Source organism: Aeromicrobium sp. CTD01-1L150 (assembly GCF_041951745.1).
In the GTDB taxonomy this organism is placed as follows: domain Bacteria; phylum Actinomycetota; class Actinomycetes; order Propionibacteriales; family Nocardioidaceae; genus Aeromicrobium.
The window spans coordinates 3,797,056-3,819,710 of sequence record NZ_CP169555.1 but is presented as its reverse complement, the minus strand read 5'-3'; the positions used below and the strand labels follow the sequence as shown (position 1 = coordinate 3,819,710).

22 protein-coding genes, 1 tRNA gene, 1 other RNA gene and 1 pseudogene are annotated in these 22,655 nt (G+C 71.5%); 16 read left to right on the top strand and 9 right to left on the bottom strand.

Going from position 1 to position 22,655, the window contains the following annotated elements:
• Positions 1 to 48 precede the first annotated feature (48 nt).
• The 3 genes from ACEVFP_RS18905 (at position 49) to ACEVFP_RS18895 (ending at position 1,603) form a co-directional block, all read left to right on the top strand.
• Positions 49 to 504, top strand: coding sequence for a type II 3-dehydroquinate dehydratase (locus ACEVFP_RS18905; RefSeq protein WP_375001071.1), 456 nt, complete (start codon positions 49 to 51; stop codon positions 502 to 504).
• 76 nt (positions 505 to 580) lie between these two features.
• The gene (locus ACEVFP_RS18900) at positions 581 to 943 is read left to right on the top strand and encodes a hypothetical protein (protein WP_375001070.1); all 363 of its coding nucleotides are present in this window, start codon (positions 581 to 583) and stop codon (positions 941 to 943) included.
• Between the two features lie 66 nt (positions 944 to 1,009).
• The gene (locus ACEVFP_RS18895) at positions 1,010 to 1,603 is read left to right on the top strand and encodes a hypothetical protein (protein ID WP_375001069.1); all 594 of its coding nucleotides are present in this window, start codon (positions 1,010 to 1,012) and stop codon (positions 1,601 to 1,603) included.
• A gap of 36 nt (positions 1,604 to 1,639) precedes the next feature.
• On the opposite strand, the gene ACEVFP_RS18890 is transcribed toward ACEVFP_RS18895, so the two are convergent.
• The 3 genes from ACEVFP_RS18890 to ACEVFP_RS18880 form a co-directional block, all read right to left on the bottom strand.
• The gene (locus tag ACEVFP_RS18890; protein WP_375001068.1) at positions 1,640 to 2,365 is read right to left on the bottom strand and encodes an alpha/beta hydrolase family protein; all 726 of its coding nucleotides are present in this window, start codon (positions 2,363 to 2,365) and stop codon (positions 1,640 to 1,642) included.
• Between the two features lie 78 nt (positions 2,366 to 2,443).
• Positions 2,444 to 2,983, bottom strand: a complete 540-nt coding sequence (locus tag ACEVFP_RS18885; protein WP_375001067.1) for a LytR C-terminal domain-containing protein — start codon at positions 2,981 to 2,983, stop codon at positions 2,444 to 2,446.
• Positions 2,980 to 3,291 (bottom strand): type II toxin-antitoxin system VapB family antitoxin, encoded by a 312-nt coding sequence (locus ACEVFP_RS18880; protein WP_375001066.1) that lies wholly within the window; start codon positions 3,289 to 3,291, stop codon positions 2,980 to 2,982. Before ACEVFP_RS18880 ends, ACEVFP_RS18885 begins: the two co-directional genes overlap by 4 nt.
• A 129-nt stretch (positions 3,292 to 3,420) precedes the next feature.
• Here ACEVFP_RS18880 and ACEVFP_RS18875 point away from each other — a divergent pair, with 129 nt between their 5' ends.
• Together ACEVFP_RS18875 and ACEVFP_RS18870 are read left to right on the top strand one after the other, a co-directional pair.
• On the top strand, positions 3,421 to 4,164 hold the full coding sequence (locus ACEVFP_RS18875; RefSeq protein WP_375001065.1) for a 2-phosphosulfolactate phosphatase: 744 nt from the start codon (positions 3,421 to 3,423) through the stop codon (positions 4,162 to 4,164).
• Between the two features lie 159 nt (positions 4,165 to 4,323).
• Complete coding sequence (locus tag ACEVFP_RS18870) at positions 4,324 to 4,650, top strand: Lsr2 family protein (protein WP_375001064.1); 327 nt, start codon at positions 4,324 to 4,326, stop codon at positions 4,648 to 4,650.
• Between the two features lie 13 nt (positions 4,651 to 4,663).
• Here ACEVFP_RS18870 and ACEVFP_RS18865 read toward each other — a convergent pair whose 3' ends face one another.
• On the bottom strand, positions 4,664 to 5,491 hold the full coding sequence (locus ACEVFP_RS18865) for a TrmH family RNA methyltransferase (RefSeq protein WP_375001063.1): 828 nt from the start codon (positions 5,489 to 5,491) through the stop codon (positions 4,664 to 4,666).
• Between the two features lie 89 nt (positions 5,492 to 5,580).
• On the opposite strand from ACEVFP_RS18865, the gene ACEVFP_RS18860 reads away from it, so the two are divergent.
• The 3 genes from ACEVFP_RS18860 (at position 5,581) to ACEVFP_RS18850 (ending at position 9,105) form a co-directional block, all read left to right on the top strand.
• Positions 5,581 to 6,387 carry a PaaX family transcriptional regulator C-terminal domain-containing protein gene (locus ACEVFP_RS18860; RefSeq protein ID WP_375001062.1) on the top strand — a complete coding sequence of 269 codons (807 nt, stop codon included), beginning with the start codon at positions 5,581 to 5,583 and terminating at the stop codon, positions 6,385 to 6,387.
• Between the two features lie 70 nt (positions 6,388 to 6,457).
• A complete protein-coding gene (locus tag ACEVFP_RS18855; protein WP_375001061.1) occupies positions 6,458 to 8,110 on the top strand; it encodes an acyl-CoA dehydrogenase family protein in 1,653 nt (550 codons plus the stop codon).
• On the top strand, positions 8,107 to 9,105 hold the full coding sequence (locus ACEVFP_RS18850; RefSeq protein ID WP_375001060.1) for a crotonase/enoyl-CoA hydratase family protein: 999 nt from the start codon (positions 8,107 to 8,109) through the stop codon (positions 9,103 to 9,105). The genes ACEVFP_RS18855 and ACEVFP_RS18850 overlap by 4 nt, the downstream gene beginning before the upstream one ends.
• A 240-nt stretch (positions 9,106 to 9,345) precedes the next feature.
• On the opposite strand, the gene ACEVFP_RS18845 is transcribed toward ACEVFP_RS18850, so the two are convergent.
• Positions 9,346 to 9,430, bottom strand: a tRNA-Ser gene (locus ACEVFP_RS18845).
• Positions 9,431 to 9,495: 65 nt separating this feature from the next.
• On the opposite strand from ACEVFP_RS18845, the gene ffs reads away from it, so the two are divergent.
• An RNA gene (gene ffs / locus ACEVFP_RS18840) (signal recognition particle sRNA small type) lies at positions 9,496 to 9,586 on the top strand.
• Positions 9,587 to 9,740: 154 nt separating this feature from the next.
• Here the strand turns inward: ffs and ACEVFP_RS18835 are convergent.
• The 4 genes from ACEVFP_RS18835 to ACEVFP_RS18820 all read right to left on the bottom strand — a co-directional run bounded on the left by ACEVFP_RS18835 (position 9,741) and on the right by ACEVFP_RS18820 (position 14,055).
• Positions 9,741 to 10,868, bottom strand: a complete 1,128-nt coding sequence (locus tag ACEVFP_RS18835; RefSeq protein WP_375001059.1) for an acyl-CoA dehydrogenase family protein — start codon at positions 10,866 to 10,868, stop codon at positions 9,741 to 9,743.
• Positions 10,869 to 10,875: 7 nt separating this feature from the next.
• Positions 10,876 to 12,030 (bottom strand): acyl-CoA dehydrogenase family protein, encoded by a 1,155-nt coding sequence (locus ACEVFP_RS18830; RefSeq protein ID WP_375001058.1) that lies wholly within the window; start codon positions 12,028 to 12,030, stop codon positions 10,876 to 10,878.
• 84 nt (positions 12,031 to 12,114) lie between these two features.
• Positions 12,115 to 13,416 carry a threonine/serine exporter ThrE family protein gene (locus ACEVFP_RS18825; protein ID WP_375001057.1) on the bottom strand — a complete coding sequence of 434 codons (1,302 nt, stop codon included), beginning with the start codon at positions 13,414 to 13,416 and terminating at the stop codon, positions 12,115 to 12,117.
• A gap of 90 nt (positions 13,417 to 13,506) precedes the next feature.
• Positions 13,507 to 14,055 (bottom strand): hemerythrin domain-containing protein, encoded by a 549-nt coding sequence (locus tag ACEVFP_RS18820; RefSeq protein ID WP_375001056.1) that lies wholly within the window; start codon positions 14,053 to 14,055, stop codon positions 13,507 to 13,509.
• A gap of 172 nt (positions 14,056 to 14,227) precedes the next feature.
• Here ACEVFP_RS18820 and ACEVFP_RS18815 point away from each other — a divergent pair, with 172 nt between their 5' ends.
• The 7 genes and pseudogenes from ACEVFP_RS18815 (at position 14,228) to ACEVFP_RS18785 (ending at position 22,650) form a co-directional block, all read left to right on the top strand.
• Positions 14,228 to 15,736, top strand: coding sequence for a fused MFS/spermidine synthase (locus tag ACEVFP_RS18815; protein ID WP_375001055.1), 1,509 nt, complete (start codon positions 14,228 to 14,230; stop codon positions 15,734 to 15,736).
• Positions 15,737 to 15,835: 99 nt separating this feature from the next.
• Positions 15,836 to 15,958 (top strand): hypothetical protein, encoded by a 123-nt coding sequence (locus ACEVFP_RS18810; protein WP_375001054.1) that lies wholly within the window; start codon positions 15,836 to 15,838, stop codon positions 15,956 to 15,958.
• Positions 15,959 to 16,017: 59 nt separating this feature from the next.
• A complete protein-coding gene (locus ACEVFP_RS18805) occupies positions 16,018 to 17,007 on the top strand; it encodes an alpha/beta hydrolase (protein WP_375001053.1) in 990 nt (329 codons plus the stop codon).
• 33 nt (positions 17,008 to 17,040) lie between these two features.
• On the top strand, positions 17,041 to 17,754 hold the full coding sequence (locus tag ACEVFP_RS18800) for a hypothetical protein (protein WP_375001052.1): 714 nt from the start codon (positions 17,041 to 17,043) through the stop codon (positions 17,752 to 17,754).
• Between the two features lie 92 nt (positions 17,755 to 17,846).
• A complete protein-coding gene (locus ACEVFP_RS18795) occupies positions 17,847 to 19,997 on the top strand; it encodes a DNA polymerase III subunit gamma and tau (protein WP_375001051.1) in 2,151 nt (716 codons plus the stop codon).
• A pseudogene (locus ACEVFP_RS18790) lies at positions 19,978 to 21,930 on the top strand (bifunctional anthranilate synthase component I family protein/class IV aminotransferase); the annotation flags it as partial. The gene ACEVFP_RS18795 and the pseudogene ACEVFP_RS18790, both read left to right, overlap by 20 nt.
• Before the next feature lie 153 nt (positions 21,931 to 22,083).
• Positions 22,084 to 22,650: an anthranilate synthase component II gene (locus ACEVFP_RS18785; RefSeq protein WP_375003869.1), complete on the top strand. Its 567-nt coding sequence runs from the start codon at positions 22,084 to 22,086 to the stop codon at positions 22,648 to 22,650.
• Positions 22,651 to 22,655 lie beyond the last annotated feature (5 nt).

The window sequence follows — 22,655 nt, the reverse complement described above, 5'->3', positions numbered from 1 at the left end:
CGGCCCTGTGGATGCTGCACCCCGCGCCGCAGCCGATACCGTGGCTCGGTGACTGACCGCAGACTGTTGCTCGTCAACGGACCCAACCTCAACCTGCTCGGCACCCGCGAGCCGGCGATCTACGGCACCGAGACGCTAGACGACGTCGTCGAGCTCGTCATGTACACCGCCGACGAGTTCGGGTACGCCGTGAGCGCGGTGCAGAGCAACCACGAGGGGGTGCTGATCGACGCCATCCACGAGGCTCGCGACGACTGTGCCGGCATTGTCATCAACCCCGGTGGTCTCACCCACACGTCGGTCGTCCTGCGCGACGCACTCGTCGGCGTGGGACTGCCCGTCGCCGAGGTGCACGTCTCCGACGTCACGGCCCGTGAGGAGTTCCGGCGCCACTCCTACATCAGCGACATCGCGACGGTCGTCGTCGCTGGGGAAGGCGTGCCCGGGTACGCCCGCGCGGTGCGTGAGCTGCTCGCCCACCTGGGCGCGGACCGCAGTGCATGAGTGAGCGTGAGCGAGTGAACATGCAGCACGTCATGCGGCCACGTTCCCATGGTGGGGTTGTTGAGGACGTGAACGTATGACGGGACCGCGCAAGAAGCAGCTCGCCGTGGTCCGGCGGCTGCGGGTGCCCGGGCCCGAGGCCACGTGGGCCGAGCTGCACGAGTTCGCGGGGACGTACGACGCCTCGTTCTTCCTGTCCTCCTCCATGGGCCAGGTGGCCTCGATGGCCTACCGTCCCGTCTTCGCCGCCGCCGGGTCCGGCGAGATCGGCGCCGAGCTGGGGATCGACCTCCTGCGCGCCGCCCTGTGGTTCCAGGCCCGCTCCGACACGATGTCCGGTGCCGCCGACTTCAGCGGAACCGAGGTCGAGACCTTCTACCGCACCGTGTGCGCCGAGCTGCGCCACCGCACCGGAGGCTGGGTCGGCGAGCAGTCCTGACACCGGGCAGGCCGGCTCATCACCTGGTGGTCTGCGGGCGACGCGGTCGCCACCTACCGTGGATGGATGGATGAGCGCCTTCGCCTGATCGTCCCGGTGACGGTGCCGCCGCTGCTGGTGGCGGCGGTGGCCTTGATGCATCCCTCCCCCCTGACCGTCGAGAATGCCGAGCACTGGCAGCACGTGCACACCGTCCTGCTCTTCCTGTTCCCCCTCGTGGCGCTCGGCCCGTGGCTCGTGGCGCGACGGGTGAGCAGGCCAGCCGCCGTGGTGGTGGGCGTCGTGGCCTACGTCTATGCCACCGCCTACACCGCGCTGGACGTCCTGGCCGGCATCGCCGGTGGCGCGATCAAGGCGGCCGAAGCCGGTGGCCTCGGCATCGTCTTCCCGGTGGCCGGCCGCTTCGAGCTCGTGGGCGGTGTCGCGCTGGTCGCGGCCTCGGCCCTCGCCGTCGGAGTCGTCAGCCGCGAGCTCGCCTGGCGCACAGCGCCCGCCGGCCTCCTCGTCGTCGCGGGGGCATGGCTGCACTGGCAGCAGCACGTCTACCCGCCCTGGGGAGTCACGGCGTTGGTCATGCTCGGCGCCGGCTGGGGGCTGCTCGCCTGGCAGCTGACCGCGCGTCCGTCCGGGCGTCGCAGGGGATGGGCAGAGACTGCCTGACGGCGCGTCCTGCCGTGGGTCGGCCGGCACCCTCGGTCAGAGGTCCGCCAGGACGTCCAGGGTGCGGCGCCAGTCAGGGCTGGTCGGATCGATGAGGGTGAAGTGGTCGCCGTCGACCTCCACCAGCTCGGCGTCAGCGCCGCTGGCCTTGGCCGTCTCGACGTAGCCGGCCGACTGGCTGATCGGCACCAGGTCGTCACCGGCTGCGTGGACGCACCGCACCGGCACGTCCAGTGGCACCTGCGCGGTCGGGTCGACGTCGTCCGGTACCACCCCACCGCCGAGAAAATCCTGCACAGCCCCACCACCGAGCCGGTCGACGTGGGCTGCCGCGAGGTTGAGAACCCCGGCCTGCGCGACGGCGGCGGTCACCGGCACGCGCGCCCCGGACCACCGCGACGTCGCCTCGCGACCTGCCGCCCACACCGCGAGGTGGCCGCCCGCGGAGTGTCCGAGGGTGATGACGTCGGAGGTCTCCAGGCCATCGACGTCCGCCAGCGCGTCGATCCCCGCAGCCACGTCGTCGAACGTGGCGGGATTCCCGCCGCCGTTGCCCACGCGGCGATACTCCAGGTTCCAGACGGCCCACCCGGCCGAGACCAGCGACCCGGCCAGCGGACGCCCGAGCGAGAGGTCGTACCGCGAGCGCCAGAAGCCCCCGTGGATCACCACCACGACGCCCCGGGCAGGGCCCTCGGGCCGCGACAGCTCCGCGACCTGCGACGGGTCCGGTCCGTACGAGAGCCTCTGCACGCCCGTCATGGTCTCAGGCTCCCGCCCGCGGCCCGGCACCCCCGCGGTGCCCTCTGCCGCCCACGGCCCGGCACCCCCGCCGGGCGGTCAGTCCTGAGACCCGGTGGCCACCTCAGGTGCGACCGGGATGCAGACGGTGAGGTCCGTCTTGGTCTCGACCTCCTCGGGCGCGCCCTTGGCGAGATCCTCGTTGGTGTCGTTGCCCACGACCACCACGATGTTCTCCGCCGGCGCCGAGCCCGCCGGCTCGATGATGTCGACGTCGCCGAACTGGGCCGCCACCAGGCGAACCCGCGCATCGTCGGGCTCGGAGGTCACGATGGTGACGCCGTCGGACTCCACCTCGATCTCGCTGTTGCCGATCTGCCCCGGGAGGAACCCCCGTCGCTGCAGGTTGATGCTCACACGATTCGCGAGGCCGGCGCGTCGGCTGCCGTTGTAGACGTCGACCGAGACCAGGTTCGCGGTGACGGGGTCACCAGCGGCCACGGTCTGGTTCTCGCACGTGGCGTGCTCCTCGATCTCCGCCGTCGCGGTGAGCATCTGGAAGCCGACGAACGCACCGCCGACCAAGATGATGGCCATCACCAGGATCACGATCGGCGCCGGCACGCGGGGCAGGGTCATGACAGGCTCCCGGCGGTCTGGATGGTGTGGACCCGGGCGTGCAGCATGCCGCGCTGCTGCAGGGCGGCGCGCACGGCACGATGCAGTCCGTCCTCCAGGAACAACTCGCCCTCCCACGCGACGCAGTGGGCGAACAGGTCGCCGAAGTAGGTGGAGTCCTCATCGAGCAGATGGGCGAGGTCGAGCTGTGTCTTGGTGGTGGTGAGGTCGGCCAGGTGCACCTGCGTCGGAGACACGTCGGCCCAGTCACGCTGGGTCAGCCCGTGGTCAGGGTAGGGCCGACCGTCTGCCACCCTCCGAAAGATCACCGCCCCAGTGTAGGCAGCCAGCGTGGGCAGGCGCGGTAGGCCTCCACGGCGGGCCGACGGCTGCGGCTGACTTCCCTGCGGACCGGCTGATTCCTGCAGGACGATCCGTCCGTGGTCCACACTGGGGGGATGGCAGTCGTCCACGGACAGCTCGGCCACCCGGTCCGCCTCGAGTGGGGCGAGACGGGCGGGATCGGGGTGGCCCGAGGTGTCGACGTCGTCGTGGTGGTGGACGTCCTGACCTTCTGCACCACCGTCACGATCGCCGTCGAACAGGGCAGCATGGTGGTCCCGTGCCGCGAGGGCGACGACGACCTGCCCTCCCTCGCGGCGCAGCGCAACGCGGTCCTTGCCCACGCGGGCGCCACTGACGGCCCCGGCCCGGGCCCGAGCGGCGTGTCGGTCGCACCGCCGGAGCGGCTGCTGCTCGCCGACGGGGGTTCGGACGTCGTGGTGTCACTGCGTGACGTCGGCACGACGGTCGTGGCCGCCTGCCTTCGCAACGCGGTCGCCGTCGCGGACTGGATCGCCCGCGAGCACGATGCCGAGCAAGCCACGGTCGCCGTCGTGGCGGCCGGGGCCCGCTGGCCGGACGGATCGCTGCGGCCGGCGCTGGAGGACCTGTGGGGCGCTGGTGCGGTGCTCGCCGCTCTGGAGGACCATGGCTGGCCCGGTCTGTCACCCGAGGCGGCGCAGGCCGCTGATGCCCGCCGCCTCGTGCAGGGCCGAGAGCTCGAGCACCTGAACGCGTGCGCCGGCGGACAGGAGCTCCTCGCTGCCGGAGGAGCCGACGACCTCGAGCTCGCGGGTCAGGTCGGCGCGAGCAGCGTCGTGCCGCTGCTGGGTGACCGCGGCTTCGTCCCGGCGCCCTGACGGACGGCCGGTCCTTGGGGTCGGGCTCGGCTCGCGTGGAGGCCGGAGGATCACGTGCCGCTGTTTCCGGTGACAATGAAACCTGAGTGCGGACTTTTCAGAAGTCGACACATTTCGTCGGTTGGCCATTTCCAGTGATTTTCGTTTATCGTTCTGGCTATGGCACGAAAGACAATCGAGAAGTTCTTTTCCGACCTCAGTGGTGAGGAGATCGACTCCACCTCCCCGACGGTCTCGTTCGTCTTCGACGGGGTGGGCTACGAGGTGGACCTGACGCCGAGCGAGCGGGAGACGTTCGAGAAGGCGGTGGCCCCCTACATCGCTGTCGGTCGTCGGTCCGGCCGCCGGTCCGGGCGTCCCTCCGGTGCGGCGAACCGTCCCGACGCCAAGGTCGTGCGCGCCTGGGCGCAGGAGAGCGGCCTGGACGTGCCGGCGCGCGGGCGCGTCCCCGCCTCGATCATCGAGGCCTACGAGGCTGCGCACTGATCCGGCGCAGCCCTCAGTGGGTCCGGCGGCGCGCTACCTCGTAGAGGGCGATCGAGCCCGACGCTGCGGCGTTGAGTGAGCTGGCCGAGCCGACCATCGGGATGCGAGCCACCACGTCGCACGCCTCGACCCATGACCGGCTCATGCCGCGGGCCTCGCTGCCGACGACGAGCACGAGCCCTCCGGTCAACGGCACCTGCGACAGCAGGGTGTCGCCGGTCTCGTCGGTGCCTACCACCGTCACGTCGTGACCCGTGTCCCGGCGGTTCCCGACCCAGGTCAGGACGTCCGCCGCGGAGTCTGTCCGGACGACCGGCAGGGCGAAGACCGATCCGGTGCTGGCGCGGACGGCGCGTGGGTCCCACACGTCGGCCGCGTGTCCTGTGGTGATGACGCCGGCGGCGCCGAGCGCGTCGGCCGAACGCACCAGGGTGCCGATGTTGCCGGGGCTGGACGGGCGGTCGAGGACGAGGACCACCGCTGCGGGGTCGTCGGGCAGCCGGTCGAGGTCGTCCTCGGGCATGCGGGCCACGACGAGCAGCTCCGGGGGCCCATCGTCCTTGTCCCCGAGCTCGGCCATGAGCTCCGACGCGACCGCGACGACCGGCACCGTGGTGGACGAGACGATCTCGCGCGCCCATCGGGACAGGCGTGGCCGGCCGTCGAGGAGGACGGTGGTGAGCTCGACGCCGGACTCGATCGCGACGGTGATCGGGCGGACACCCTGGATGAGGACCTCTCGTGAGCGCGTGCGCTTGGTGCGGTTGGTCAGCAACGTCTGCCAGTGCTGGAACGTGGCGTTTCGCTTGTCGACTCTGCGTGGTCCAAAGGGCGGTCTCACCCGTCGTTCCTATCACCGATCCGGCGGTGGACAGATGACTCGGTGCGTATTACAGTTCATGTACGACTGGAAATAGAGGTGTAATAGCCATGTCGGCGACGGTGACTTCCGCGGGAACGGCCACAGTCGCGCCGACGCGGCCGATGACGGCTCGGTCCGTGGTCCTCAGCCTGCTGCTCGGCGCCGACGAGCACGGGCTGGCCTCTCGGGACGTCGTGATGATCGCCGGTGAGTTCGGTGTCGCACCCGCCACCACCCGCGTGGCGCTGTCACGGCTGGTGAGCGCCGGCGACCTCACCGTCGCCGAGTCCGTCTACCGCCTCACCCCTCGTCACCGGCGACGGCAGGAGCGCCAGGAGGCGTCGCTGCACCCGCGCCTGACTCCCTATGACGGCACGTGGACGACGCTGGTGATCACTGGCACCGGGCGTGGGGCGGCCGAACGCGCAGAGCGACGCCGTGAGCTGGCCGAGCGCCGTTTCGCCGAGCTGCGCGAGGGGGTCTGGATGCGGCCGGACAACCTGCCCGCCGACCCACCCGGCATCGCCGGGGACGCCGGGCTCCTCGTACTGCCGACCCGTCCGACGGACGACCGTGACCTCGCCGCCCGACTGTGGGACACGGGCGCCTGGAGCTCCACGGGTCACGCCCTGCTGGCCGCCGCCCGGTCCGGGGCGTCGCTGCGCGAGAGGTTCGAGGCGAGTGCCGCCATCGTGCGCCACCTGCGCGAGGACCCGTGGCTGCCCGCCGAGGTCCTGCCCGCCGACTGGCCGGGCGACGCGCTGCGGGACACCTATGAGGAGTTCCGCGCTGAGCTCACCCGCCTGCACGCCACCATCCCCCCATCTGTGCCACAGCAACCGAAAGGCCGCCCCGACCCCGCATCGGTGCCATAGCAACCGAATGAGCCGTCTTTCGGTTGCTCAAGCACCGATCAGGCAGCACCCGACCCCAGCAGGAGGAACCATGAGTCGCACCCATGACGTCACCAACCAGGTGCCGCCGCTGACCGACCACGACGCCAGCGACTACGCGCCCTACCAGGAGGCGCTCGCCCGGCACGGCGCCACCGAGGCTGCCGCGTGGGTCCGCGACGTCGGCGTCGCCGCCGGCTCGGCCGAGGTGGCAGAGCTCGGCGACCTCGCCGAACGGCACACGCCCGTGCTGCACACCCACGACCGGTGGGGCCACCGCATCGACCGCGTCGAGTACGACCCGGCGTACCACTCGCTCATGGAGCGAGCCGTCGGGTTCGGGTTGCACGGATCGCCGTGGGCGTCGACGTCACCGACAGCCCACCTGGAGCGTGCCGTCGGGCTGAGTGCCTGGATGCAGGTGGACGCCGGACACGTGTGCCCCATCTCCATGACCTACGCAGCCGTGCCCGCCCTGCGGCTCGATCCCGGCCTCGCCGAGCAGTTCGTCCCCGGACTCAGCAACCACGAGTACGACCCGACGTTCGCGGCCCCCGCCGGCAAGCGCGGACTCATCGCCGGCATGTCCATGACCGAGAAGCAAGGCGGCTCCGACGTCCGCGCCAACACCACGCGAGCCGTGCCGTCGTCCGACGGTACCTATCGGCTCACCGGCCACAAGTGGTTCACCTCGGCGCCGATGTCCGACGTCCTGCTGACCCTTGCACAGGCGCCCGGCGGGCTCACCTGCTTCGTCCTCCCGCGTGTCCTGCCCGACGGCACGCCCAACGCGATCGCCCTGCAGCGGCTCAAGGACAAGCTGGGCAACCGCTCCAACGCCAGCAGCGAGATCGAGTACGACGAGGCCGTCGGCTGGCGGCTCGGCGACGAGGGGCGTGGCGTGCCGACCATCATCGAGATGGTCAACATGACCCGCCTGGACTGCACACTCGGCTCCGCATCGAGCATGCGCGTGGGGGTGCAGCAGGCCGCCCACCACGCCACCCACCGCTCGGCGTTCGGATCGGCCCTCGTCGACCACGCCCTGATGCGCAACGTGCTCGCCGACCTCGCCGTCGAGGCCGAGGCCTCCAGCACCGTCGCCCTGTGGCTCGCCGCCCTCACCGACGAGGCCCACCCTGCCGGTCCGGACGGGGGGAACGAGCGGGCCGCCGACCTGCGCCGCATCGCCCTCGCCGTCAGCAAGTACTTCGTGTGCAAGCGTGCCCCGATCCACGCCGCCGAGGCGCTGGAGTGCCTGGGCGGCAACGGCTACATCGAGGACTCCGGCATGCCGCGGCTCTACCGTGAGGCACCGCTCATGAGCATCTGGGAGGGCTCGGGCAACGTCGCCGCCCTCGATGCGTTGCGTGCGATGGCCCGCCAGCCGCAGACGGTGCAGGTCTTCCTCGACGAGCTCGACGACGCCGCGGGGGCCGACGCCCACCTCGACGCGGCCGCAGCCCGCCTGAAGAAGTCCCTCGGCGACCTGGAGTCCGTCGAGCACCGCGCCCGCAGCGTCGTGGGCGACATGGCCTTGGCGCTGCAAGGCGCGCTGCTCGTGCGTCATGGCCACCCCGCCGTCGCCGACGCCTTCACCCGTAGCCGTCTCGGCGGGGACTGGGGCACGGTCTTCGGAACCCTGCCGACGGGGGTGGACACCGCGGCCATCATCGAGCGCGCGACCCCCACGGTGGATCAGTGAACGACGACGGTGCCCGGCCCGGAGCCTGGCGCGAGGACGTGACCGAGGGCGAGGACTCCCTGTACGTCGGGCGTCCCACGCAGGTCGACCACGCCACGTACCCCACATTGACGTACGAGGTGACCGACCGCGTCGCCCGGATCACCTTCAACCGGCCCGAGCACGGCAACGCCATCACCAACGACACCCCACTCGACCTCGCCGCGGCCGTGGAGCGCGCCGACCTCGACCCGCGGGTTCGAGTGATCCTCGTGTCCGGACGAGGCAAGGGCTTCTGCGGCGGGTACGACCTGTCGATCTTCGCCGAGAACGCCGCAGAGCCCGCCGAGGGGCCCGCGCAGGTGGCAGGCACCGTCCTGGACCCCGTCGTCCAGATGCGCAACCACGACCCGGAGGCCACGTGGGACCCGATGGCCGACTACGCCATGATGAGCCGCTTCAACCGGGGCTTCGCCAGCCTGCTGCACGCCGACAAGCCGACGGTCGTGAAGGTGCATGGCTTCGCGATCGCGGGAGGGTCGGACATCGCGCTGTACGCCGACCAGATCATCTGCGCCGACGACGCCAGGATCGGCTACCCGCCGACCCGGGTCTGGGGCGTGCCGGCGGCCGGCATGTGGGCCCACCGCATCGGCGACGCCCGGGCCAAGCGGCTGCTCATGACCGGCGAGTGCCTGACCGGGCAGCAGGCGCAGGAGTGGGGACTCGCCGTCGCCTCCGTACCGGCCGACGAGCTCGACGAGGCCACCGAGGACCTCGTCGGCCGCATCGCGCAGATGCCCCTCAATCAGCTGATGATGGTCAAGCTCGCGCTCAACAGCGCCCTCCTCGCGCAGGGCGTCGAGACGTCGCGGATGGTCGGCACCGTCTTCGACGGCATCTCTCGCCACACGCGCGAGGGCAAGGCGTTCCAGCAGCGGGCCGCGACGGTGGGGTTCCGCGAGGCTGTTCGTGAGCGGGACGAGCCGTTCGGGGACAGTAAGCCGCAGCGGTGACGTGTGGGAGGTGATGGTTCCGTGGGCGCGGGGGTTGCGGTGTTGTGGCCCGGTGAGCGTGGGTGTTGCGGCGGAGGCAAGCCTCGGCCGGCTCCTGTGAGTGTTCACCAACGGGCTCGACGTGGATACAGATAGCCCTGTTCCTCGTCTTTCGGCGGAGGTAAACCTCCGCCGGGTTCAGATGCGAATCACCAGCGGACCCTGGTGGTCCGCTGGTGATTCTTGCTCCATGAGCGGCGGCGGAGGATAGGGGATTCGAACCCCTGAGAGCTTTCACTCAACCCGCTTTCCAAGCGAGCGCACTAGGCCACTATGCGAATCCTCCGCGGACGAGCGTACCTGCCCAGTCCCCGCTTGGGTGCACGGGGGATGCCTCCGTATGATGGGACCAGCCCCTCGCGCGGCGACACATCACCCAACTCCCCCAGGGCCGGAAGGCAGCAAGGGTCAGTGACCTCTGTCGGGTGCGCGAGGGGTCTTTCCATGCCCGCCCGGCCGACGCCCGCAGCGGTGTCTGAGCAACCCAAAGATCGATCTTTGGGTTGCTCAGGCACCGATCAGCGGCCGGGGCCGGGTTTGGGTTGCTCAGGCACCGATCAGCGGCTGGGGCCGGGTTTGGGTTGCTCAGGCACCGATCAGGGGAGGGGGTCGACGACGCCGTGGTCGGCGACTGAGTCCGCCAGCGTGCGCAGGTGGTCTGCCCCCGTGCCCAGCGTGTGCTCGATGGCGGTCAGGCGGCTCACGTAGTGCCCCACCGAGTACTCCGCCGTCATGCCGATGCCGCCGTGCAGCTGGATGGCCTCCTGGCCGATGTGGCGGGCCGCCCGGCTCACCTGGAGCTTGGCCCTCGACGCCGCCTCCACCGCACGCGCCGGCTCGTCGGCCAGCACCAGCGTCGCCCACGAGACCGTGCTGCGCACCAGCTCCATCGACACGTACATGTCCGCCGCGCGGAACGTCAGGGCCTGGAACGTGCTGAGCGGGACGCCGAACTGCTTGCGCGTCTTGAGGTACTCCGTCGTCGTGCGCAGGGCGAAGTCCATCGCGCCGAGGGCCTCGTGGCCGTATGCCACCTGCGCGCCCGCCACCGCGCCAGCAATGGCCTCGGAGGCGTCGCCCGCCTCCCCCAGAGGTACCGCTGAGGTGCCGTCGAACGCCACGCGAGCAGCCCGGGAACCGTCGTGCGTGCGGTAGCCGGTCCGTTGCGCGGCCCCGTTCTCGAAAGCACTGCCGTCGACGACGAACACGCCACGTCCGCCGGCCGGCAGGGCGGCGGTGACCAGCAGCACGTCGGCGCGGGCACCGTGCAGCACGGGTTCCTTGACGCCGGACAGCGTCCAGCTGCCCGCGGACTCGCTCGCCGTGACCGGACCGCCGAGGTCGTGGTCGGCGAACGCCAGGACCAGCGAGCCCTCGGCGAGACGGCCGATGAGGTCCTGTCGCTGCTCGGCCGTGCCGAGCGCGGCGACCAGTCCGCCGGCCAGGACCACGGACTCGACGTACGGCTCGGGCGCCAGGACGCGGCCGATCTCCTCGGCGACGATCGAGACCTCCACCGGCCCGGCGCCGAACCCGCCGTCCTCCTCGCTGAACGGCAGCCCGAGGGCGCCGAGCTCGGCGAGCCGCCCCCACGTCTGCTCGGAGAAGCCCGGATCGTCCTTGACGACGTCGCGGCGGGTCTCGGTGGAGTCGTACGTCGAGCTCAGCAGGCCACGAACGGCGTCGCGCAGTGCCTTCTGCTCGGAGTCGAGGGTGAAGTCCATGGCAGCCTCACAGTCCCAGGATGGTCTTGGAGATGATCTGACGCTGCACCTCGTTGGAGCCGCCGTAGATCGACGCCTTCCGGAAGTTGAGGTACTGCGGGGTGGCCACGCGGGCCCAGTCCGGCACGTCGGAGCCGTCACCAGCCCCGGAGGCGAGCGACAGTGGTCCGGCGAGGTCGACGATGAGCTCGGTGACCTCCTGCTGCAGCTCGGTGCCGCGCAGCTTGAGCACCGAGGACGCCGGGTGTGGCTTGCCGTCGGCGGAGTGCGCCACGACGCGCAGCGCCGTGAGCTCCAGTGCGAGCAGCTCGTTCTCCAGGTCGGCCACGTGGGCGGCGAGGAGGGGGTCCTCGCGCAGCCGGTCACCGGCGTACTCCTTGGCCTCGGCGAGGATCCGTTTGGTCGAACCCACCGGGGCGACGCCGACGCGCTCGTTGCCGAGCAGGAACTTGGCGTAGTCCCAGCCCTTGTTCTCCTCGCCGACGAGGTTCTCCTGGGGCACGCGCACGTCCTCGAAGAACACCTCGTTGACCTCGACGCCGCCGTCGATGAGCTCGATCGGCCGCACCGTCAGGCCCGGGGAGGTCATGTCGATGAGCAGCATCGAGATGCCCTGCTGCTTCTTGGCCTCGGGGTCGGTGCGCACGAGGGTGAAGATCCAGTCACCGTACTGGCCGAGCGTCGTCCAGGTCTTCTGACCGTTGACGACGTAGTGGTCGCCGTCTCGGACGGCGCTGGTGCGCAGCGACGCGAGGTCGGAGCCGGCGTCGGGCTCGGAGAAGCCCTGCGACCACCAGATGTCCAGGTTGGCCGTCGGCGGGAGGAAGCGCTCCTTCATCTCCTGCGAGCCGAACTGTGCGATGACCGGGCCGATCATGCTGGCGTTGAACGCCAGCGGGAGCGGGACCGCCGCCAGCTGCATCTCCTCGTGCCAGATGTGGCGCTGCAGGGGGGTCCAGTCCTTGCCGCCCCACTCCACCGGCCAGCCGGGCACGGCGAGCCCGGCGGCGTTGAGCGTCTGCTGGGAGCGCACGATCTGGTCCTTGGACAGCTCGTGGCGCGCGGCGACCGTCACACGGATGTCTTGCGGCACCTGGGTGGTGAAGAAGGTCCGCATCTCGTCTCGGAATGCGGCGTCCTCCTGCGACAGGCGGAGCTTCATGGGTACCTCCGATGGACACTAAGCGATTGCTTAGCCCGCAGCCTAGCCGGTCGGCCGGACCACGCCCAGAGAGTACAGCCGGGATCAGCGACGAGACCGGGCGCGCAACGGGCCCACCAGACGCGGGCCGGAGAGCCGCCGCTCCAGGCGGCGGGCCTCCCTGCCGAGCGGCTGGGCGGCGTACTCGCCGAGCAGGACGCCTGCCGACAGGGCGATGGCCACACCGCCCGCGGTGATCATCGGCAGGACGCCGGTGATGTTCTCATCGGCCAGCAGCGACAGGGAGCGGTAGATGGACAGACCGGGCAGCATCGGCACGATGCACGAGACGATGACGATGAGCGGTGGCACCCGGATGGCTCGAGCGATGGCGTAGCTCACGAACCCGATGCCCACCGCCGCGACGCCGGCGGCGGGCGCGCGGTCCATGCCGTTCTGCGTCAGCACGAACGACAGGCCGGTGGCCGACCCGGCGATGGCCCCGACAGGCAGGATCACCCTCGGTGGGGAGTAGACCGCGATGGCGAAGCCACTGGCGCAGATCGCGGCCCCCGCGATGACGGCCGGCAGCCGGGAGAGTCCGGCGCTGCCCGGGTCGAGCTGGATGTCGACGCCCAGCATGGCGCCCAGTCCCAGCCCCATGCTGACGCCGACGATGACGCCGATCGTCGCGATCATCACCTCCATGACACGGGCGTTGGCGGTGATGTAGAAGCCGGTGAGCGCGTCCTGGATCGACCCCACGAACCCGAGCCCGGCCAGCAGCATGATGATTGTCGCCGAGACGACGAGTGAGGGGTTGAGCGGCACCGGCGTGGCCGCGATGCCGACGGCCATCATCGTCGCCAGGAGCGCACCGGCGACCTGGGAGTAGAACAGGGGGAGGCGACGCTTCTCCAGCTGGCGCTGCAGCACCTCGATCCCGCATGCGGCGGCCGCGGCCACGAGCAGCACCACCCAGTCGCCGCCGAGCAGCAGCGCGACACCTGCCCCGGTGACGCCCCAGCTGAGTGTCGTGAGCCATCGCGGATAGGGCCGGCCCGTGGAGGAGATCCGTGCGATCTCCGCGGCGGCCTCGTCGCGATCCACCCCGCCGGCCAGGAGCTCGTAGACCAGCAGGTCCACCTGGGTGAGGTCGGCGTAGTCGATCTCACGATGGGTGACGTGGCGACGCATCGTGACGGCCGCGTCATCCACCGACGGCTGGTGGCTCAGCGTGAGCGTCGTGAAGGTGACGTCGACCAGGGCGTTGCGGATGCCGAGGTGGTGGCACACCGAGGACATGGTGGCGGTGACGTCGGCGGCACCGGCACCGTTGGACATCAGCACCTCTCCGATCCGCAGGGCGAGATCGAGGGTGCGCTGGGTGTCCTGGACGTCGGTCACACCGACATTGTGCGGCCCCGGCGTGCCAGGCGCGACATCCGGTCGTGGGCCGATCGCCCCGGACCGGCCCACGGGCGGCCCGGAGCCCGGTCAGTCGTCGATGAGGCCCTCGTCCTTGGCCTGGGTCACGATGCGTCGCAGGTTCTCGATGCGGCCGCAGTCGGCGTCGATCTGGCGGTTGCGCTCGGCGGCGAACTCCTCACCGAGGGAGTCGAGCACGCGGGGCCCCAGGTCCTCCCGGGCAGGGTTGAGGATCGTCAGCTCCTCCTCGACGAGGTGATGGCTGACGACCGCGGAGAGCTGCTCCACCGCGTCGGCCCACTTCTGGGTGTCGGTGCTCGCGCACTCCATCACGGTCAGCAGTGCCTCGTGGCCCTCGGCGTGCTCGTGCTCGCCGTGGTCGGCCTCGTCGGCGTCGACCGCCCGGCGCTTCTTCAGCTGGGGGTAGACGAGCTTCTCCTCCGCCTCGGCGTGCGCCACGTGGAGGGTGGAGAAGGCTTCCAGGACCTTCTCGCGGTCTGAGTCGCTGCTGCGCAGCTGGCGCAGCAGGTCCTCGAAGCGACGGTGGTCGTCGAGGATGAGGTCGATGACGTCGCCGGCGACCGGGCGGCCGAGGTCGATGCTGCTGTCCTGGGGCATGGAGCCAACGCTAGGACGGTGGGCGTGACGACGCACGTCGGTCAGGACCTCGAGTCGTTGCGCCAGCATCACGTGCAGCGCCAGACCGCGTGGTCGAACAGCACGGCACGCCGAGCCGTCCGGCGCCACACGGCCGTCCCGCTCATCGCTGCTTGTTTGCGATGATCGGGCGGTGACCACCGATGAGACGCAGCGCCGTCCGGCGCTCAGTGATCTCAGCGCTGCCCTGCTCGTCTTCGGTTCCTCGGCGGCGGTCCTCGTGGTGGAGCTGGTCGCCCTGCGACTGCTCGCTCCCTACCTGGGGCTGACCCTGGAGACGAGCACGACGGTCATCGGCATCGCCCTCGCGGCGATCGCGTTGGGATCGTGGGCCGGAGGGCAGGCGGCCGACCGCGTCGACCCGCGGCGGACGATCGGGCCGCTCCTGGCCGTCTCCGGGGTCGCGGCGGCGGCCACCCCGTTCGTCGTCCGGGGCGCCGCCGAGCTCGACCGCGAGAACGGCCTGGTGCTGGTGGTCGCGGCCGTCATGATCCTCGTCCCCGGTGCCTTGCTGTCGGCGGTCACGCCGATGGTCACCAAGCTCATGCTCACCGATCTCGGTCAGACCGGCACGATCGTCGGGCGCCTCTCCGGCATCGGGACCGTCGGCGCGATCGTCGGCACCGTCGTGACCGGGTTCGTCCTCATCTCCGTGGTCCGGGTGAGCACCATCCTGGTCGGGCTCGGCCTCGCGTTGGTGATCGCGGCGGTGGTGGTGGAGGTGCGGGTTCGCGGCTGGCGGTTCGGGGTCCTGCCCGCGGTCCTGGTCCTCGGTGGCGGGCTCACGGCCGCGGTCGCGCCCGGTGGCTGCGACGTCGAGACGACCTACCACTGCGTGTCGGTCGTGCCGGACCCGCAGCACGAGGGCGGACGCACGCTCGTGCTGGACGGACTGCGCCACTCCTACGTCGACCTCACGGATGCCTCGAACCTGGAGTTCGAGTACATCCGCGCCATGGCCGCGGCGATCGACAGCCGCCACCGCGACGGCACCGCGCTGCAGGCCTACCACCTGGGCGGGGGTGGGCTGACGTTGCCGCAGTACCTGCGTGAGCAACGACCGGGCACCCGCAGCCTCGTCTCCGAGATCGACGGCGGGGTGCTGCGGGTCGACACCGACCTGCTCGGGGCCCGTACCGGTGACGACCTCGAGGTGCGGGTCGAGGACGGCCGGCTCGGCCTCGGACGTCTGCCCGACGGCGAGCGTGATCTCGTGGTCGGCGATGCGTTCGGTGGGGTGAGCGTCCCGTGGCACCTCACCACCCGTGAGGCGCTGGTGCAGGTGCACCGGGTGCTGCGTCCGGGAGGCACCTACGCCGTGAACCTCATCGACTACGGCGATCTGGGGTTCGCGCGGTCCGCGGTCCGGACGCTGCAGACGGTCTTCGAGAACGTCGTCGTGCTGTCCGCAGCGGCCACCTTCGACGACGACGGTCACGGCGGCGGCAACCTCGTGGCCGTGGCCTCCGACGGCCCCGTCGATGCCGATGCCCTGCGAAGCCGCTTGGAGGACCGGGAGGTGCCGTGGGTGGTCGAGGACGGTGGACCGCTGCAGCGTTGGATCGGTGACGCCCGCGTCCTGGTGGACGACTTCGCGCCCGTCGACCAGCTGCTCACACCGTCGCCCCCGCGCTACGGCTGACCATCGGCCGCACGGCGGGGACGGTGCTGCGGTGCTGCGGGTGCGCTCTCACCACTGTCGTGGCACGGTCGGACAAAGGCCCCGATCACGAGGAGCGACATGACCATCGCACCGGATGAGCCGACCATCGACCCCGGCACGTCGCCGATCATCCCGACCGATCCGGACGACGTTCCTGAGCTGCCCGACCCGGAGCCGGAGACCCAGCCAGAGCCGGTCTGAGCGCAGCTCACGGCGGGAGCCGACCTCACGGCTGAGCGTCGGCGGCTATCGTCGTGTCCGTGGGAGAGTGGAAGCCGGATGTCCTGGGCGACGGGTATGAGCAGCAGACCATCGATCTCGGTGAGGACCCCGACGGTGAGGGAGAGATCGTCGCGACGCTCGTGCGGCGCACGTGGACCGGCCGCAGGAAGCCCCAGCGTGCCGTCCTGTACGTGCACGGGTTCAGTGACTACTTCTTCCAGCGTGAGCTGGCGGACTTCCATGCCGAGCGGGGGTTCGCCTTCTACGCCCTCGACCTGCGCAAGTGCGGGCGCTCGCGGCGCGACGGCCACACGCCGCACTTCGTCAGTGACCTGGAGCTCTACGACACCGAGCTGAACGCGGCTCTTGCCGTCGTCCGCGCCGACACCGGGGACTCACCCGTCCTGCTCGAAGGACACTCGACGGGTGGTCTCGTCCTGCCGCTGTGGGTGGACCGCCTTCGTCGTGCGGGGGAGCGCACCCCCGCCGACACCGGGGTGAGCGGGCTGGTGCTGAACAGTCCATGGTTCGACCTGCAGGCCGGCATGTGGATGCGCACGCTCGGCACGCAGGCGCTGGGGGCGGCCGCGCGCCTGACGCCCAAGCGGGTGCTCGAGCTGCCGTCCACCGATGCGTACGGGGTGAGCCTGTCGGCCACCGAACGTGGCATGTGGGACTACGACCTGGACTGGAAGCCGTTGCACGGGTTCGCGGTCACGGTCGGCTGGTTGGCGGCGGTGCGGGCCGGCCATGCACAGCTGCACCGCGGGCTCGACGTCGGTGTGCCGTCACTGGTGCTGCGGTCGGACAAGTCGCACCGGGCGCGCTCGTGGCGTGAGCCGGTCGACGTGTCGGACGCTGTCCTGGAGGTCGCCGACATCGCGCGGTGGGCTGGTTGCCTGGGTGGCCCGTTGTGGTCCATCCCGGTCACCGACGCCCGGCACGACGTCTTCCTGTCGCTCGATCAGCCGCGCAAGCAGGCCTACGAGACGCTCGATGCGTGGTTGCGGGCCTTCGACCTGATCTGATGCGGACCGCTGTCCGTCCTCTAGATTGACGGCGTGCACTCCTTCCACCTGGCGCACGTGCCGGCGGGTACGTCGGCGCGGGTGCTGGCGTGCGGGCCGGGAGCCGTGCCGGGCCTACGGCACGTCGAGCCCCTGGCCCTGATGCGCCTGGGTGCGCCGGTGGTCTCTGCAGACCGGCTGCAGCTGCGTCGGCTGGCGCTGTTCTGCGCCTGGGACGACGAGTCTGCGCTGGAGGCCTTCCTCGCAGCCCACCCGCTGGGTCAGCGCGTGGCCGACGGTTGGCACGTCCGGTTGGAGTTCGTCCGACGGTGGGGCAGGGTCGCCGCGCTGTCCGACCTGCCGGAGCGGGCCGGACGGTCCGATCCCGATGAGCCGTCCGTCGCAGTCACCCTGGCACGGATGAGGCTCCCCCGGGTGCCACGGTTCCTGCGGTGGGGCCGTCCGGTGGAGCGGCTCGTGCGCGACCACCCGGGCGCGACGTTCGCGACGGCTGCGATCCGCCCGCCACACACCGTCTCCACCTTCTCCGTCTGGCGCACGACGCGTGAGATGACCGACATGGTCTTTGGCCGTGGCGGGAGCGCACAGCAGCGCGGCCGCAGTGGCGACGTCGGTGCGGTGACTCGCCACGTCGACGCGATGGCCGAGCGTGACCGGCGCGACTTCCACCACGAGTTCACGACGCTGCGATTCCGGCCGATCGCCGAGCACGGCACGTGGGACGGCAGGACGCGGATCCTGCCCTGAGTCGCGAGCCGGCCGGGGTTCGGCCGGACGTCGCGGGAGTGGGCTACCCGTCCGGCGTGACCCTGTCCGCACGGGCGACTAGGCTCGCCGTCGTGGACGCCCCCCTCGCCTTGTACCGCCGCTACCGGCCGGAGACCTTCGCCGAGGTCATCGGCCAGGAGCACGTCACCGACCCCCTGCGCCACGCACTCGCGGGCAACAAGGTGCACCACGCCTACCTGTTCTCCGGTCCGCGCGGCTGCGGCAAGACCACGAGCGCGCGCATCCTGGCCCGCACCCTCAACTGCGAGCAGGCGCCGGTGGCCGACCCGTGCGGTGAGTGCCAGAGCTGTCGCGACCTCGCTCGCGGGGGGCCGGGCAGCGTCGACGTCATCGAGATCGACGCGGCCAGCCACGGCGGTGTCGACGACGCCCGTGACCTGCGTGAGCGGGCGTTCTTCGCCCCGGTCAGCAGCCGGTACAAGGTCTACATCATCGACGAGGCCCACATGGTCTCGCCGCAGGGCTTCAACGCACTCCTCAAGCTGGTCGAGGAGCCGCCGCCGCACCTGAAGTTCGTCTTCGCCACCACGGAGCCGGACAAGGTCATCGGCACCATCCGCTCCCGCACGCACCACTACCCGTTCCGGCTCGTGCCGCCCAAGACGTTGGGCGACTACCTCCTGCAGCTGTGCCAGGCCGAGGGCGTGCAGCTGGAGCCCACGGCCCTGCCGCTCGTGGTGCGGGCGGGTGCAGGCTCGGTGCGCGACACCCTCAGCATCCTCGACCAGCTTCTCGGTGGGGCCGGAGCGGACGGTGTCACCTACGAGCTGGCGGTGCAGCTGCTCGGCTACACCCCGGACTCGCTGCTCGATGAGGCCATCGACGCCTTCGCCGCGAACGACGGCTCCACCGTCTTCCACGTCGTGGACAAGGTGATCGAGTCCGGGCAGGACCCGCGGCGCTTCGCCGAGGACCTCCTGCAGCGGCTGCGCGACCTCATCGTGCTGGCGGCCGTGCCCGATGCGCTCAGCACCGGCCTGCTCGACGTTCCCGGTGATCGTGCCGAGCGTCTGCAGCAGCAGGCGTCGAGGTTCGGGCCGTCGGAGCTGACCCGCGCCTCCGACATCGTCAATGCCGCGCTGATGGAGTTTCGCGGCGCCACCGCTCCGCGTCTGCTGCTGGAGCTCATGTGTGCTCGCGTGCTGGTGCCGTCGGCCGACCACAGCGCGCAGGGGTTCGCCGCCCGGCTCGACCGCATCGAGCGTCGGTTGTCCATGGGGGTGCCGCAGGTGCAGCAGCCTTCTGAGCCGGCCGCCCCCGCGTCGTCGTCGGCACCGGCCCCGGCGGCCCCCACCACGACACCGGGGCCGCCGGCAGCGGCGCCGGAACCGCCCGCCCCCCGGCAGGCTCCCGAGTCCTCGCCGGCACCGGCTGCCTCGCCCGCTCCGGCGGGGCAGCAGGCACCGCCGTGGGACGTCGACGTCCGGGCCGAGCCGGACGCCGCTGCGGACGGTCCGGCCGACGACTCATCGCTCGAGCCGAGCGCCCCGGGTCCGCAGGAGCGCGAGGCTCCGTCCGCGGAACCGCCGGCGCCGACGCCACCGCCCGAGCGGTCGGCCCCGGAGCCAGCCCCGCCCGCCGACCAGCCCACCGCCCCGCCCGCCGACCAGTCTGATGCGGACCCGGGCTCGCTGGGCATCGCCGACGTCCGACGGCTGTGGCCGCAGGTGCTCGAGTCGGTCAAGACCCTGCGACGGTTCACCTGGATCATGCTGAGCCAGAACGCCCAGGTGGTCTCGCTGGAGGGCACCACCCTCACGGTGGCGCTGGTCAATGCCGGCGCGCGCGACTCCTTCGTGGGCAGCGGTTCGGCGGAGTTCCTGCAGAAGGCCCTGCACGAGGTCCTCGGCGTCACGTGGGGCATCGAGACCATCGTCGACCCGTCGGTGGATCCGCGCGCAGCGAGCACCCCGGCGCCCTCGGCCCCGCAGCAGCCGGCCGCGCCGAGCGCGGCGGCGGCACCGGCCCCGTCCGATGTCGCGCCGCCGTCGAGCCAGCCGGAGGAGCCGGGCTCGTCGGGCCGAGGCGTGGGAGCACCCGAGTCGGTGCTGCAGGCCATGTCCGGCCCCGCTCCCGAGCGGGTCGATCCGGACGCGGCCGTCGACCTCGACGACCCGGTGGTCGACACCGGCGGCGACCCCGAACAGCTGCTCTCACGAGAGCTCGGGGCCAGGGTCATCGATGAGATCGACCACGACTAGGATCCGTCGCTGTCGACTCGATCTCGACGCGCACCCGCTTGACGTCCTGCGCCGCTTCCGCGGCCGTGAGCGTCTGGTCGCGCTCCTGGGGGCGTGGCACCACGGGGAGGCGTTGATCGCCTTCGATCCCGTCGCGGTGGCGGACGACCCGTTCTCCCTCGACGTCCCCGCCACCGACGAGCACGGCTTCGGTGGCGGATGGATCGGCGTGTGGGGGCATCGGCTCGGCCGGCGCGTGGAGGACGTCCCCGAGCCGGCCAGCCGTCCCGTGCCGCAGCCGGACCACCGGATCGGGTTCTACGACCGCGTCCTGCGCCTCACCGACGGTGTGTGGTGGCTGGAGACGCTGTGCGGCGACGATGGTCTGGGTCGTGACGACGCCGACGTCCTGGAGGCGCTGGAGGCCTCGAGCGAGGTGCACGAGCATCGTGTCGGGGAGTTCGTCATGACGCCCAGCCCCACCGAGCACCGTGCCGCCGTGGCGGCGGCGCTGGAGCACGTGGCGGCCGGCGACATCTTCCAGGTCAACCTGTGCGCGCGGCTCGAGGCTAGCTTCGACGGTGACCCGCTCGACCTGTTCTGCGCGGGAGTGCAGGAGCTGCGCCCGGCGTACGCGGCGTTCGTCGACGCCCCGGAGGGCGCGGTGGCCAGCCTGTCGCCCGAGCTGTTCCTGCGGCGGACCGGTACGGAGGTTCTGACGTCGCCGATCAAGGGCACCGCGCCGCTGACCAGTGATCCGGCCGAGCTCGCCGCCTCCGCCAAGGACCGCGCCGAGAACGTCATGATCGTCGATCTCATGCGCAACGACCTCGGCCGGGTGAGTGCGCCGGGCAGTGTGCGGGTCCCGGCGCTCGTCCGCCCGGAGCGGCATGCCGTGTGGCACCTCGTCTCCGACGTCGTGGCGCACCTGGAGCCCGGAGTGAGCGACGGCGAGCTGCTGGCGGCGACGTTCCCGCCCGGCTCCGTCACGGGTGCACCCAAGGTGCGTGCCATGGAGGTCGCTGCCGCCCTGGAGGCCACGGCCCGAGAGGCGTACACGGGCGCCGTGGGTCACGTCAGCGTCGGTGCGGGGCTGGAGCTGAACGTCGCCATCCGGACCTTCGAGGTCGCGCGGGGTCGGGTGTGGCTCGGTGTCGGGGGCGGCATCGTCGCCGACTCCTCGCCGCAGGAGGAGTACGTCGAGTGCCTCGTCAAGGCCCGGCCGCTGGTCGAGGCGATCGGCGGGACGCTCGCGGCCGACGTCGAGCCGCCCCCCGAGATGCACGAGGACCAGCCGGTCGTGGTGCCACTCCGGCCGGAACCCGGAGCGGACCCCGCCGCCGGTGTCTTCACGACGCTGCTCGTGCGGGACGGGCGCCCGCTCGACCTCGAGGCGCACGTCGCCCGGCTCGACGCGAGCGTCCGGTCCGTCTACGGCAGCACCGTACGGGCCGGGCTGGAGGATGCCGTGGTGCGCCGTGCGGCCGAGCTCGGCCCGGGTGCGCACCGGCTGCGGATCGAGGCCGTCCCCGTCGATCCGGCGCGGGTGGGGGAGTCGCCGGTCGACGTCCGTGTCGCCCTGACGGCGGGCCCGTTGTCGGACGCGGCGGACAGTTGGCGGTTGGTCCCCGTCACGCTCGCCGACGGCTGGGGCGCGCACAAGTGGACCGACCGTGCTGCTCTCGACCCGCCCGCCGGCGTCGACGACGTCCTGGTCGTGGCCGCCGACGGTTCGGCGCTGGAGGCAGGTCGCGCCAACCTGTTCGTCGTCCTCGACGACGGCGTGCACACGCCGCCGCTCGACGGCCGCATCCTGCCCGGCACGCAGCGTGCCCGGGTGGTCGATGCGTTGCTGGCCGAGGGCATCGGGGTGCGTCAGCGGCGTCTCGTCATGGACGACCTCGTGCGCGCGAGCGAGATCTTCGTGACCAATGCGTTGCGCGGCGTCGTCCCCGTGACGCAGATCGACGGCGTCGGCACCTGGCCGGCCGGTCCTCTTGCCTCCCGCCTCAGGACCTCGCACGCTGCGACCGGTGTCCTGACCGACCTGTCGAGCGGGTCGAGGTCGCCACGTCAGACCCGTCGGGGGCGGGGCCGGCGGTCCCGGGTGCTGTTCGTCGACAACTACGACTCCTTCGTCTACAACCTCGTGCAGTACGTGCGTGAGCTGGGGGCCGAGACCGATGTCGTGCGTCACGACGCGATCGGCGTCGACGAGCTCCTCGAGCGTCTCGGTGGCATCACGCACGTCGTCATCTCGCCCGGGCCGGGGACGCCGGCGCAGGCCGGCATCAGTGTCGAGCTCGTCCGCCGGCTCCCGGCCGACGTCCCTCTCCTGGGGGTCTGCCTGGGTCACCAGGCGATCGCCGAGGCGTACGGCGCCGAGGTCGTGCGGGCGAGCACCGTGGTGCACGGCAAGCCGTCGCTCGTCCACCACGCGGGCACCGGCGTCTTCGGCGGCCTTCCCTCGCCGCTCACGTGCGCCCGCTACCACTCGCTCGTCGTCGACGAGGCCACGCTGCCGGCCGAGCTGGAGGTCACCGCGCGCACGGCATCGGGCATCGTCATGGGTCTGCGGCACCGCGAACGCCCCGTCGAGGGCGTCCAGTGGCACCCCGAGTCGATCCTCACCGCCCACGGTCACGACGCGCTGGCGACCTTCCTGGACGGCTGAGCCCC

Excerpts from the sequence above, each read along its gene's own strand:
- ACEVFP_RS18885 (WP_375001067.1), bottom strand. The coding sequence starts at position 2,983 with ATGACCCTGCCCCGCGTGCCGGCGCCGATCGTGATCCTGGTGATGGCC.
- ACEVFP_RS18810 (WP_375001054.1), top strand. The coding sequence starts at position 15,836 with ATGACCATCGCACCGGATGAGCCGACCATCGACCCCGGCACGTCGCCG.
- ACEVFP_RS18890 (WP_375001068.1), bottom strand. The coding sequence starts at position 2,365 with ATGACGGGCGTGCAGAGGCTCTCGTACGGACCGGACCCGTCGCAGGTC.
- ACEVFP_RS18875 (WP_375001065.1), top strand. The coding sequence starts at position 3,421 with ATGGCAGTCGTCCACGGACAGCTCGGCCACCCGGTCCGCCTCGAGTGG.
- ACEVFP_RS18855 (WP_375001061.1), top strand. The coding sequence starts at position 6,458 with ATGAGTCGCACCCATGACGTCACCAACCAGGTGCCGCCGCTGACCGAC.
- ACEVFP_RS18820 (WP_375001056.1), bottom strand. The coding sequence starts at position 14,055 with ATGCCCCAGGACAGCAGCATCGACCTCGGCCGCCCGGTCGCCGGCGAC.
- ACEVFP_RS18895 (WP_375001069.1), top strand. The coding sequence starts at position 1,010 with ATGGATGAGCGCCTTCGCCTGATCGTCCCGGTGACGGTGCCGCCGCTG.
- ACEVFP_RS18830 (WP_375001058.1), bottom strand. The coding sequence starts at position 12,030 with ATGAAGCTCCGCCTGTCGCAGGAGGACGCCGCATTCCGAGACGAGATG.
- ACEVFP_RS18900 (WP_375001070.1), top strand. The coding sequence starts at position 581 with ATGACGGGACCGCGCAAGAAGCAGCTCGCCGTGGTCCGGCGGCTGCGG.
- ACEVFP_RS18860 (WP_375001062.1), top strand. The coding sequence starts at position 5,581 with ATGTCGGCGACGGTGACTTCCGCGGGAACGGCCACAGTCGCGCCGACG.
- ACEVFP_RS18835 (WP_375001059.1), bottom strand. The coding sequence starts at position 10,868 with ATGGACTTCACCCTCGACTCCGAGCAGAAGGCACTGCGCGACGCCGTT.
- ACEVFP_RS18870 (WP_375001064.1), top strand. The coding sequence starts at position 4,324 with ATGGCACGAAAGACAATCGAGAAGTTCTTTTCCGACCTCAGTGGTGAG.